11 protein-coding genes are annotated in these 11,705 nt (G+C 72.6%); 5 read left to right on the top strand and 6 right to left on the bottom strand.

The genetic code is table 11. The annotated features are described in order from the left end of the window. Positions 1 to 56: 56 nt before the first annotated feature. Both FLV34_RS28885 and FLV34_RS28880 read left to right on the top strand, forming a co-directional pair. Complete coding sequence (locus FLV34_RS28885; protein WP_147944595.1) at positions 57 to 413, top strand: hypothetical protein; 357 nt, start codon at positions 57 to 59, stop codon at positions 411 to 413. Next, entirely contained in the window at positions 410 to 1,084 is a 675-nt protein-coding gene (locus FLV34_RS28880) for a DUF4166 domain-containing protein (RefSeq protein ID WP_147944594.1), read from the top strand. The genes FLV34_RS28885 and FLV34_RS28880 overlap by 4 nt, the downstream gene beginning before the upstream one ends. Before the next feature lie 2 nt (positions 1,085 to 1,086). On the opposite strand, the gene FLV34_RS28875 is transcribed toward FLV34_RS28880, so the two are convergent. Further along, positions 1,087 to 3,204 (bottom strand): glycoside hydrolase family 6 protein, encoded by a 2,118-nt coding sequence (locus FLV34_RS28875; protein WP_147944593.1) that lies wholly within the window; start codon positions 3,202 to 3,204, stop codon positions 1,087 to 1,089. A 120-nt stretch (positions 3,205 to 3,324) separates the two neighbouring features. Here FLV34_RS28875 and FLV34_RS28870 point away from each other — a divergent pair, with 120 nt between their 5' ends. Continuing rightward, positions 3,325 to 3,960 carry a TetR/AcrR family transcriptional regulator gene (locus tag FLV34_RS28870; RefSeq protein WP_147944592.1) on the top strand — a complete coding sequence of 212 codons (636 nt, stop codon included), beginning with the start codon at positions 3,325 to 3,327 and terminating at the stop codon, positions 3,958 to 3,960. A 41-nt stretch (positions 3,961 to 4,001) separates the two neighbouring features. On the opposite strand, the gene FLV34_RS28865 is transcribed toward FLV34_RS28870, so the two are convergent. Next, a complete protein-coding gene (locus FLV34_RS28865) occupies positions 4,002 to 4,964 on the bottom strand; it encodes an NAD(P)-dependent alcohol dehydrogenase (RefSeq protein ID WP_147944591.1) in 963 nt (320 codons plus the stop codon). A gap of 101 nt (positions 4,965 to 5,065) precedes the next feature. Between FLV34_RS28865 and FLV34_RS28860 the strand changes: the two genes are divergently transcribed. After that, entirely contained in the window at positions 5,066 to 5,743 is a 678-nt protein-coding gene (locus FLV34_RS28860; protein ID WP_147944590.1) for a TetR/AcrR family transcriptional regulator, read from the top strand. 63 nt (positions 5,744 to 5,806) lie between these two features. Here the strand turns inward: FLV34_RS28860 and FLV34_RS28855 are convergent, their stop codons facing one another. The 3 genes from FLV34_RS28855 to FLV34_RS28845 all read right to left on the bottom strand — a co-directional run bounded on the left by FLV34_RS28855 (position 5,807) and on the right by FLV34_RS28845 (position 8,829). Beyond that, entirely contained in the window at positions 5,807 to 7,468 is a 1,662-nt protein-coding gene (locus FLV34_RS28855) for a hypothetical protein (RefSeq protein ID WP_147944589.1), read from the bottom strand. Continuing rightward, positions 7,465 to 7,893 carry a hypothetical protein gene (locus FLV34_RS28850; protein WP_147944588.1) on the bottom strand — a complete coding sequence of 143 codons (429 nt, stop codon included), beginning with the start codon at positions 7,891 to 7,893 and terminating at the stop codon, positions 7,465 to 7,467. The genes FLV34_RS28855 and FLV34_RS28850 overlap by 4 nt, the downstream gene beginning before the upstream one ends. A gap of 87 nt (positions 7,894 to 7,980) precedes the next feature. After that, positions 7,981 to 8,829, bottom strand: a complete 849-nt coding sequence (locus FLV34_RS28845) for an NAD(P)H-binding protein (protein WP_147944587.1) — start codon at positions 8,827 to 8,829, stop codon at positions 7,981 to 7,983. Positions 8,830 to 8,914: 85 nt separating this feature from the next. Between FLV34_RS28845 and FLV34_RS28840 the strand changes: the two genes are divergently transcribed. After that, the gene (locus FLV34_RS28840; protein WP_142648175.1) at positions 8,915 to 9,637 is read left to right on the top strand and encodes a TetR/AcrR family transcriptional regulator; all 723 of its coding nucleotides are present in this window, start codon (positions 8,915 to 8,917) and stop codon (positions 9,635 to 9,637) included. A gap of 18 nt (positions 9,638 to 9,655) precedes the next feature. Here the strand turns inward: FLV34_RS28840 and FLV34_RS28835 are convergent, their stop codons facing one another. Beyond that, a complete protein-coding gene (locus FLV34_RS28835; protein ID WP_187280769.1) occupies positions 9,656 to 11,701 on the bottom strand; it encodes a polyprenyl synthetase family protein in 2,046 nt (681 codons plus the stop codon). Positions 11,702 to 11,705 lie beyond the last annotated feature (4 nt).

Below are 11,705 nucleotides of genomic sequence, written 5' to 3'. Positions count from 1 at the left end.
TTGGGGATACTTCCTCGGGGCTGGCATCGTGACGTGATTCTCCCTTCCGCCAGCAGATGATGCTGGCTTCAGGGCCTCCACGAAAGTCGGAGTGGTTCAATGCCGTCGACCTCGTCTTCCGGCCGCTCATCGGCTGGGCGACGGCCTGGTCCTTCGATCGGCTGCGCCTCTGGCTGGAGACCGGCCAGACGCCGGAGCGCTCCCTGTGGCAGGCGCTCGCCGAGGTCTGCCTGCGCACCCTCACGACCGCGATCGCCATCGCCACAACCCCGGCGGCCGTCGCCTGCCTGATCGGAGCGGCGGCCGCACTCCTGCCGCCGCTTCCGTCGACCCCGGCGGCCCGGCGATGCCTGCGCCGTCCGCCCGACCGGCAGGCGGCGACAGCCCCGCACCCCCTGATGGAGACGCTATGACCTCGATTTTCGAACGTGCCCTGGGCTCCGATTTCGCCCGTCTGCACCCGCAACTGCAACGACGCTTCGGTGTGAGCGTCGCCGACGGGCGGGCCTGCGTGGGCGCGGGGGTGATGGACCACATCTGGCATGCGGGCTTCACCCGGCCGTTCCTCGCCATCGGCGGGACCCGCAACATCCTGGTCCCCGAGCAGGGCCGGCAGGTGCCGTTCACCATCGAGAACTACCCGTACGTCGACTCGTACGGGCGGGAGACGGTCAGCTTCGTCCGCGTCTTCGAGCTGCCCGGCCGCCGCAGGCGGTTCGACGCCCAGATGGTGTTCGACCCCATCAGGGGCATCGTCGACTATCTGGGCTCGCACCAGCATCTGGCCGTGGACCTGGACTTCCAGGTGGACGAGCACGGGGGTCTCGTCATCCGCTCCGGTGAGTTCCGCCTGCACGAGGGCAGGCTCTCCTGCCGCCTCCCCGGAGCGGTCACGGGAACGGCCGTCGTCAGGGAGTCGTACGACGACGAGGCGGGGGAGTTCCGCATCGGGGTCACGGTGTCGCACCCCCGGCTGGGGCCCATGTTCGGCTATTGGGGCGCGTTCACGGCCCGATATGTCGACGTCACCGAGCACGGCGTGCCCGCCACGATCAAACCTGTACGCGAAGAGGCGCGCCTTTGACGTCAACGCAGCGGCGGGACGGCGTTGCGGGCGCGGTCGAGGGCGAGGGCCGGCCACCAGGTGCCGCCGACGGGGGCCACCTGGTGATACACCGGATCCTCCGGCCCGGGGCCGCCCCGCAGGCACCGGCCGTTGGAGTCTCCGGGGTGGCGGATCCACAGGAACGCGTCGGCCAGCTCGTCGCCGGTGTCGGTGGTCGGGCGGAGGCCGACGCCCCGCCCTGGCGGGTTGCACCACGGCTGCGGGTCGGCGTACTTGCCCTCGGGCGCGTCCCACACGCCCTTGCCGTTGCGGCTGGTGTCGATGACGAAGTGGGTCAGCGGCGCGTCGGCCGGCACGGCGGCGATCTCGGCGTCCGTACAGGTGCCGCCCTTGGCGCTCACCACGTGGACGCAGCGGGAGAGCTTTTCGCCGTACGGGAGGAGGGTGTCGGTGTGCTGGAAGTCCGAGCTGTTCAGGTAGAAGCCGTCGGCCCGCGCTACGGCGGCCTTGACGAGCCGGTCGGCCATGATGGTGACGGACTCGGGCCAGCCCTGGATGCCGCCGTCGAGATACACGGCCGTGTGCGGCAGCTTCCCCAGGCGGTCCACCGCGTAGCCGAGCTCGCGGTAGCGCTCGGCGGTCCCCGCCGCGCCGCCCTCATCGCAGCCGTCGGTGCCGGGCACCTTGGTCAGGCTGTTGGGTTCGAGCACGACCACCGCCCGGCCCGCGCCGATGCCGGTCGCGACCTGGTCGATCCAGTGCCGGTACGTCCGCTCGTCCGGCGCCCCGCGACGGGAGCAGTCCGCCAGAGGGATGTAGTCCGTCATGAACACCGGTGTCGCGTCGTGGGCCGCGGCGAGCCGCATGGTGGACGTGACGGTGTCCTTCACCTCGGCGAGCGGCATGTTCAGCTGCACGGAATGCGGCACCGCGGCCAGGGCGCGCATCAGCGCGGCGTCGGCCTTCCTGCCCTGCGCCTCCCAGATCTCCGCCTGGCGCTGCGGGTCGGGCTCCTTCCTGTAGGCGAACCGTACGCCGGGCTCGCGCAGCGGATTGCCGGCGGCGCCTGCGGCGGAAGCGGACGGGAGAGCGGGGGAAGCAGTCGGGTGAGCGGGGGATCCGGACGGGAGAGCGGCGGCCACGGAGGTGGCGGACGGGCCGGACGACGAGGGCGAGCCCGGCGAGGTGCCCAGCCACACCGCAGCCGCCGCCGCGGCCAGGGCGACGGCCCCCGCCCCGATCCCCATCGCCAGCCTGTGGCGGCGTCTCCTACCACCCCCGGGCACGGTCGCGGGCGCCGCGGAGCCGACGAGCGTGTCGAGAATGTCCTGCATGGTCGGTCGCTCGGCGGGGTTCTTGGCCAGGGCGCGGGCGACGAGTGTGCCCAGCGGCCCGTCGAGGCCGGTCAGGTCGGGTTCCCCGTTGATGACCCGGTTGAGCACGACGGGGAGCGATCCGTTGCCGAAGGGGGCGCGGCCCGTGCCCGCGTACGCGATCGTGCTCGCCCAGGCGAAGACGTCGGAGGCGGGGGTGAGGGGGCCGCCCTCGAACTGTTCGGGGGACATGAACGACGGCGTGCCGACGACCGCGCTGCTCATCTGTCCGGTCATGTCGGTCAGGTGGGCGACGCCGAAGTCGATGACCTTGGGGCCGACGGGGGAGAGCAGGACGTTGCCGGGCTTGAGGTCGCGGTGGATGATCCCGGCGGCGTGGATGGCCCGCAGGGCGGTCGCGATGCTGACCGCGAGTCCTTCCAGGCTGGAGCCGCGCAGCGGCCCGTCGCGTACGACGGCCTCCCGGAGGGTTGGGCCGGGGACGTATTCGGTGACCAGGTAGGCGGTCTCGCCGTCCATCTGGGCGTCGAGGACGGCGGCGGTGCAGAAGCGGGCGACGCGTTTGGCGGCCTCCACCTCCCGGCGGAAGCGGCGGCGGAAGCCGGGGTCGGCGGCGATGGAGTGATGGAGCAGCTTGACCGCCACGCGCGTGCCGTCCGGCGCCTCGCCCAGATAGACGGTGCCCATGCCGCCCTCGCCCAGCCTGCGCAGCAGCCGGTAAGGCCCCACCTGGTGCGGGTCGCCTGCTCGCAGGCCGGACTCATGCTGCCCGGGTAAGCCGTCCGCCTCGCTGCCGCCGTACACATCGCCCCCGCTGGGATGTCCGGGAAGGTCACTTCGGATCTTATGACCGCCGCCGGGCGGGCCATCGCCGGACGCCTGCCACTACGGTGAAGCCGCGAAACAGGAACGAAGGGGGAGACGATGGCCGACACCCGCACACGGCTGCTCGAAGGCGCCCTGGAGACGTTGCGCACCCAGGGCATCGCGGGGGCCTCGGCGCGGGCGATCGCCACCGCCGCCGGGGTGAACCAGGCGCTCGTCTTCTATCACTTCGGCACGGTCGACGACCTCCTCGCCGCGGCCCTGCGGTACGGCTCCGAGCAGCGGGTGGCCGTCTATCGGGCCCGGTTCGCGGCCGTGACCTCCCTGCGCGAACTGCTCGACCTCGGCCGTGCGCTGCACGCCGAGGAGCGCGAGACCGGCAACCTCGCCGTGCTCGCCCAGATGCTCGCGGGCAGCCAGATGGACGGCAGGCTCGCCCCCGCCACGGCTGACGGCCTCGGCATGTGGGTCACCGAGATCGAGGAGGTCCTCGGCCGCGTGCTGGCCGGTAGCCCGCTCGCGGAGTTCGTGGACGTCGCCGGGCTCGCCCGCGCCACCGCGGCGGCCTTCGTCGGCCTCGAACTGTACGACGGCGTCGACCGCGACGGCGCGGAGCGCGCGTTCGACAGCCTGGAGCAGCTCGCCGGCCTGGTCGGCGTACTGGAGGACATGGGCCCGCTCGTGCGGCGCACCGTACGCGCCCGCCTCCGCAAGGCCGGCACCGGCGAAATGTGAGGCCGAGAAGTGCGGCGGACAGATGAGCCGGCGCGGTGCCGTCAGTCGACCCTGACGACGTATTTGCCCCGCACCCCGCCCGCCTCCAGCGCGCGGTGGGCCGCCGCCGTCTCCTCCAGCGGGAAGCACCGGTCCACCGCGGGGCGCAGTCTCCCCTCCGCCACCTCACGGGCGAGGTCGTCAAAGAGCGCCCGCGTGGGGTTGCCGCTGAAGAAGCGCACCCGGCCGCGTCCGTGCACGGCGCTGGCGGCGAGATAGCCGAGTGAAGCGGCGGGCCGCGTCAGGTCGAAGGCGATGGTGACCATACGCCCGCCGGGCCTCAGCAGGCGCCGGAAGGCCCGCAGGTCGGTGCCCGCGGTGTCGAGGACCACGTCGAACAGGCCCAGTTCGCCCGGCGTGACGGTCCGGTGGTCGACGACGTGATGGGCGCCGAGCGTACGGACGAAGTCGAGGTTGGCGGCGCGGGCCAGGGCAGTGACCTCGGCGCCGTAGGCCCGTCCGAGCTGGACGGCGGCGTTGCCGACACCGCCCGCGGCGCCGCGTACGAGCAGTCGTTCGCCGGGGCGCAGCCGGGCCTTGTCGCGCAGCGCCGTGATGGCCGTGGTCGCCACCGGCAGCGCGGCGGCCTCCACCAGATCGAGTCCGTCCGGGACGCGGCCGAGCCGCTCGGCCCGGACCGCCACATACTCGGCGGCGCTGCCGAATCCGGTGCGGCCCACGACACCCCACACCCGGTCGCCGACCACGAAGTCCGCCACGCCGGCGCCGAGCGCGGCGACCTCGCCGGTGAGGTCCAACCCCATGCGTTGCGGGAACTTCCGTCCGGTGAGGAGACGGACCTTGCCGGAACGGGCGGCCGTTTCTCCGCCGTTCACGCTGAACGCGCGCACCCGCACGAGCACCTCGCCGGGCGCCGGCTCCGGGCGCGGCACCCGGCTCACGTACAGCACCTCGGGACCGCCGTATCGGTCGAACAGCACCGCTCTCATCGTGTGGTCGTCCATCGCTCTCACCTTCGCCGTCGGTGGCCGTGCGGGCATCGGGCCCGAGCGTAGGCTTCTATGTGGACGGCATCGTCCGCTTACATCGGAAGTGAGAAACAGTGGTGGAGGATTCCTCTCGGATCGCGGGCCAGCGGATGCGGGCCGACGCCCGGCGCAACCGGGGGCGCATCCTCGTCGCCGCCCGCGAGGTCTTCGCCGAGCACGGGATCGACGCGCCCATGGCGGCCGTCGCCCGGAGGGCCGGAGTCGGCGTGGCGACGCTTTACCGGCGTTTCCCGACCCGCGACGCGCTGGTGCGGGCCGCGTTCGCGCACCAGATGCAGACCTGCGCCCGGGCGCTCACCGAGGCGCTGGCCGACCCCGACCCCTGGAGGGGCTTCCAGCGGTTGTTCGAGACGGTCTGCGAACTCCAGCGGGAGGAGCGCGGCTTCCCCGCCGCGTTCGTCGCGGCCTTTCCGGACAGCACGGCGGGACACGCGCAGGCTCGGGAACGGACCGAGCGCGACCTCACGACCCTGGTCCGCAGAGCCCAGGCGGCGGGCGCGCTGCGGGCCGACTTCCACCCTTCCGACCTCATCGTGGCCCTGTTGTCCCACTGTGGTCTGGTCACCGCGCTGCCGCACGACACTGCCGCGTCCCGGCGCCTGGTGGCGTACCTGCTGCAGTCGTTCCGCGCCGAGGCGGCTCACCGGCCCCTGCCTCCGCCGAGCGCTCTGTCGCTGCGCGATGTCCCGGTCGCGGCCGACGGCTCACAGAGACCGCGTTCCTCCAGGGCCTGACGCGAAAATGGGCGACGCTTTCGCTATCGGACGCGGAGCGCGGAATCTCGGCGGCGCGCCCGGTCAGCGGTCGCGACGGCCGTTGTCCCGGCCCTCGTCCTGCCCGCTGTGGCCGAGGCCGGTGAACTGCCGGAGGAACTCCCGGTAGGCGTCGGCCCGGACTCCGGGCGACGGCGACCGGACGCCCTGGATGATGCTCTGCGGGATGCCGCCCGCGTCGGGCCGCCCGGACCGGTAGTCCCGCAGCCGTTCCCGATGCTCGTCCGCCCAGTCGTGCAGCGCCCCGATGCGGGCGAAATGGAACGCCACGGCCAGCAGGGGCACGACGAGGATCGTCGTCACGACGACGCCGACATCGTGAACGAGCACGCCCAGGATCAGGACGGCTCCGGCCACGCTGCCTGCTCTGATGAGACCCCTCCGCACGCTTCCGCGGTCGGCCCTGGCTTCCTCGGCCCACTCCCGCACGCGGTGCAGCGGAGGCCGATACGCCGCGCCGAGTCGCAGGACCTGTGGCACCCAGCCCGCGTACGCCGCCAGGGTCAGCGCGACGAGATACCAGGACACCGTCGCGGCGATGTCCGGCTCGGCCCACCCCCAGATGACCCAGGGCACCGGGATCGTGGCGGCGCCCCAGGCTCCGAGCCACAGCGTCGCGCGGCCGACCGCCTCCAACCGGGCCGTGGGCGAGAGCCGCCGGCGCTCGTAGTCGGCCCAATCGCGGTCGCGCAGCGCGGCGGCGTGATCCAGCACGGCCGCCATCCGCTGGTTCTGCAGGTCGGCCGCCGCCTGCCGCCGTATCGCTTCCGCCTGCGCGGCGGCGTAAGCGGTGAAGTCGGTGCGTACGAGCCACCCGATGGGGGTGTCCGGGCCGCCGTCCCGCTCGCGCAGCCAGTCGTACCACTCGATCTCACCGGTGGCGGGCGGCGGCACGTGCTCGCAGGCGGCGCGCAACCACACCGTGGTCTGCGGGTAGGGCAGGAGGGCCGCCAGCAGCAGCCCGCGTGCCCCGCTCCCGGCCCATTCGCGGGCTTCGGACGGCAGCCCGGGAATCCTGGCGGCCAGCCGCCGCCACGACTCCCAGACCTCGTTCCACGCCTGCTGGGTCCCGCGCAGCGCGCTCAGCACCGTGAACCTGGCGAGGGCGTCCAGCAGGCCACCCTCGCAGAGATCGCGGTAGAGCTCCCACTCGGGGCCGCTTTCGCGGATGCGGCCGATCCTGAGCGCCTCGGACAGCGCCTCCACCGTCACCGGCGTCCCTCGCCATACGGCCTCTCCCGCCGGATCGAGCCAGCCCAGCAGGTGAAGCAGTTTCAGGTCGGCCGGGAGAGCCTGGTCGCGGAGCCGATGGTCGATGAGCTCGATCTGGGTGGTCAGGTCCTCGGCGGTGAGACCGTCGAGCTCACGCAGCCAGGAGAGAAGGCCGAGCCAGCCGTCGGAGGGCGCGCCGGCCGTGGCCGCGCGCTCGAAGAACTGACGCCTCGCGGCAGCCCAGTCGCGGCGGATGGCGGCGGCCAGCTCGTGCCGGGTCGTGACCGCCGCACCGGTGAGGACCAGCGGGCGGCGCTGCGGCGGCGCCTGGTGAATGTGGTTGATCTGGACGTTGCGATCCCCGAGCTGGAAAGGCGCCGGGCCGTGGAAGACGTTTCCCGTTACTCCGTCCTTTTTCGTTGCTGCGTCGTTTTTTGTTGACCCGTCTTTTCCTGATTCGGGGTCGCGGGTCATGGCGTCGGCCCGAAGTGGTTGTCCTGACGGTTGTTGTCGCCGACCTGGAACGCGGTCGGTCCACGGAAGACGTTCCCCGACACTCCTCCCGCCGATGCCTGGCGGGCCTGGTCGGCGAGGTCGTTCAGTTCGCGGGCCACCCGTTCACGCTCGGCCTCGCCGAGACTCTCCAGCAGCATCTCGAACCGGGCCGCCCAGGCCGCCTCCTGCCTGGCCCGTACGAGCGCGGCGTCGCCCGGGGGGAGCGAGGCGAGATCGGTCGCGGTCTGGTCCAGCCGCATCAGCTCCGTACGCTCGCGTTCGGGATCGTCGCGGCTGAGCAACCGCGCCGTCCGCTGCCGTACGATCGCCCACGCGTCGGTGCCCGCGGCCTGCACCCCCGCGGTTCCGCCCGCCGCGACCGCCGCCGCCACCCATTCGAGCATTCCCGGCCCCCTTACAAGATCCAATGACAATGTATATCTGGACTTGACGGAGCCGCCGGAAAACAGCCGCTGGAAAACAGAAACGCGTCAGGTCGCGAGCGCGTCCGCCAGCAGTTCGCGCAACGTGATCGGCTTGCGGCCGAGCAACTCCCCGAGCGTGGGATCGACTTCGGCGAACTCGCCCCGGCGGCCGGCCTCGAACATGCCCAGAAGGAAGCGGGCCTGCTGCTCGGGAACGCCGTGTGACACCATGCCCGCCACCCACTCGTCGTCCGGGACGGTGACGCGGGTGATCTCGCGTCCGGTCAGCTCGGAGGCGAGCGCGGCGGCGTCCGCGAGGTCGAGCGCCTCGGGACCGGTCAGCGGCGGGGTGATCCCGTCGAGCCGGCCCTCCTCGGTCAGGGCGACGGCGGCCACCTCGGCGAGGTCGGCGTGGGCGGTCCAGGAGACCGGGCCGTCCTCGGGCGCGACGAGCGTGCCGGTTTCGAGTGCCTGACGCACGAACTGCACCGCGGTGGTGGCGTAGAAGCCGTTGCGCAGCGCGGTGAACGCGACGCCGGCCACGTGCAGGTCCTGCTCGGTCTCGGCGTGGGACGGCATCGGGACGAAGGGGGATGCCGGGTTCGCGCCCATGTGGCTGGTGTAGACGATCCGCTTGGCGCCCGCGGCCGTGGCGGCCTCGATCGCCGTACGGTGCGGGCGCGCGTCGGCAGGGCCCGAGACGACGAGCACCTGGGACGCGCCCTCGAACGCGTACGCCAGGCTCGCGGGATCGTCGAAGTCGCCCTGCCGCACGCGGACGCCGCGCTGGGCGAGGTCGCCGGCCTTCGCCACGTCGCGGACGCTGACGCCGAGCCGGTCGGCGGGGATGCGCGCGAGCAGATGCTCGACGATGCCGCGCCCGAGCTGACCCGTCGCCCCGGTGATGATGATCACTATGCACTCCTTGATATCGGTGTTATCGACAATGACGCTAACATTGGAAATCAACCGATATCAACTTGCTGCTATCGTTGGAAGCATGAGCGATCCCGAGAGCGAGACGGCGAGCGGCCGCGACAGGACGCGGGCGCACATCGTGTCGGTCGCGGCCGGGCTGCTCGCGAGCGGCGGGCGCGAGGCCGTCTCGACCAGAGCGGTGGCCGCCGCGGCGGGGACGCAGGCGCCGACGATCTACCGCCTGTTCGGCGACAAGGAGGGCCTGCTCGACGCGGTCGCCGAGTATGGCTTCAGCTCCTATCTCCGGGACAAGAAGGCGAGCCCGCCGGTCGGCGACCCGATCGAGGCGTTGCGCGCCGGATGGGACCTGCACGTCGGCTTCGGGCTGGCGAACCCCGCCCTGTTCTCGCTCATGTACGGCGATCCCACGCCGGGACGGCAGTCGCCCGCCGCCGTCACCGCCTTCCGCATGCTGGGGGAGCGCATCCGCGCCATCGCCGCCGCCGGGCGGCTGAAGGTCGGCGAGCGCCTGGCGGCCGACCTCGTGCACGCCGCCGGCTGCGGCACGGTCTTCACGTTGCTCGCCCTGCCCGTGGAGCGGCGTGACCCGCGCCTGTCGGAGACGGCCCGCGAGGCGGTGATAGCCGCCATCACCACCGACGTCCCCGTGGTCGAATCCCCCGGACCGGCCGCGGCGGCGATGGCGCTGCGCGCCGCGCTGCCCGACGCCACAGCTCTCACCGACGGCGAACGCCACGTGCTCGGCGAATGGCTCGACCGGCTCGCCGCGGACGGACCCGGCTGAGATCTGGACGGGCGAACGTCAGCGGGCCGCGCCGGTCTCGGCGTACGCGGCGTCCTTGGCGCACTCGGCGTGCTCGGCGTACTCGTCCAGGAGTTCCCGGCGGAGCCGGGCCAGGTACGTCTCGCTGCCGGCGGACGACCGGTTGTAGCGGTCGATGTCATGGAGGGCGCGCCAGCCCGGCAGCCGCTCCCGGGAAAGGCGCAGGAGACCCATCCCGGTCTCGGCGGCGGCGCCGCCGTCGGCGGGCCGCAGGATGGCGGGCGCGGCGGCGAGTATGGCGTCCACCTGGGCGAAGCCGTCCTCGACCTGGCGCGTCACCTCGTCGATCGCCTCCTGCCTGGTGCAGCCGGTCTCGTGGCGGAGCACCCTGACCAGGTTGTAGGGAGCGCCGACGGCCTCGTCCTCGTCCAGAGTCATCAAGTCGTTCTCGGCGAGCGCCGCGGCCGCGCCGACGTTCAGCAGCCGGCGGACGAGCGGATGATCGCGCACCTCCGGTTCGAGCTCCCCGCCGTACGTGATCTCGAAGGTGTCCAGGAAGACAGGTGCTCCGGAGCTCCCCAGACGCAACGCGAACTGGTCCCGCAGGCTGGGGACGAAACCGCTGAGCCGGTGACACGCCTCGCGCTCGGCCGCCTCCAGCCACTCCTCCAGGTGACCGAGGGCGCGCGCCCGCCATGAGGGCGGCTGGATCAGGCGGACCCGCTCCCATGCCTGGGCCATGGCCGTGGCGACCGCTCCACCGGCCGGCGGGGTGTCGCCGAGCCCGCGGACGAGCAGGGTGAGCCGGTGGCGCAGCCGGACGATCTCGCCGGGGTCGGTGAGCCCCGGCTCGTCGAAGAGGTCGTCGACGACGGCGATCACCAGCATCCAACGGGCCAGCGTCTCGGCCTGCTCGGCGTCGGCGCCCGGCCAGAACCGCGCGGCCGTCAAGGCCATGGCGTTCCACCGCGGGTGGCGCGCCTCCTCCGGAGTGGTGGCCAGCCCGGTGTCCAGAAGCCAGGCGTCCAACCGCTCCTGCACCTGCTCGTGCCGCCCCGCTGGAACGCCGGGCCGAGCGGAGGCCGGAGCGGGAGAGGTCACGGCGGGGGCGGCCTTGGCGCCGGAACCCGTGATCGACCGCACGTAGCCGGCCAGCCCCTCACGCGACCGTGGATCGCCCAGACCGTCGAGTCGCCGCAGAGCCGTCTCCACGTGGGTCTCGGCGACCTGCCGGGCCTCCTCCACGGCTCCGCACGATAGAACCAGTTGCCGTGCCCGCTCGGCGTCGGCCGTGGTCAGGCCGCGGCGCAGCAGCCGGGCGAGCGAGGGCTCGCGGCCCAGGGCCCTGATCACGGGCAGCGTGTAGACGCCTTCCACGATGTCGGAGTTGGCCGGTTTCCCGAGCTCTCCGGTCGTCGCGGTCAGGTCGAGGATGTCGTCGCGCACCTGGTAGGCCATGCCGAGATGCCAGCCCAACCGTGCCAGGTCCTCCTCCGCCTCGGGGCCTCGTCCGGCCTGCATTGCGCCCAGCCGGCAGGCCAGGGACAGCAACTCGGCCGTCTTGGCGCCGGTCACCTCCAGATAATCGGCCTCGGTGCGGGAGAGCAGGAAGCGGTCGGCGGTCTCGGCGATCATTCCCGAGCAGATCTGCCGGGCGGTCTCGGCGACCACCAGGGACTCGCGCCGGCCCAGCTCGGAGAGGATCCGGCTGGCGCTGGTGAACAGCAGGTCGCCGGCCAGGACCGCCAGTCGCGCGCCCCACACGGTGTTGACGCTCGGCCTTCCCCTGCGCCGGCGCGCGTCGTCGATGACGTCGTCGTGATAGAGCGACGCCATGTGCAGCAGTTCGACGGCCGCCGCGGCCTCGACGGCGCGGATGTCGGCGGCCCGCTCCGGTCCGGCGAGCACGTAGTAGGACAACAGCGCCAGAGTGGGCCGGATGAGGTGGCGGTGCCCCGCAGGCTGCCTGGTCAGCGGGGCCAGTTCGGAGCGGTTCGGCACGTCCGCCATGCCGACGATCTCCCGCACCCGATCGAGGTCGGACTCCAGGGCGGGGAAGGCACGAGAAACGCTCTCAGATGTCACGGAT

Source organism: Microbispora sp. CSR-4, assembly GCF_008033685.1.
Lineage (GTDB): Bacteria > Actinomycetota > Actinomycetes > Streptosporangiales > Streptosporangiaceae > Microbispora.
Note: the sequence above shows the minus strand (reverse complement) of the source record. Positions and strands in the feature narration are given on the sequence as shown.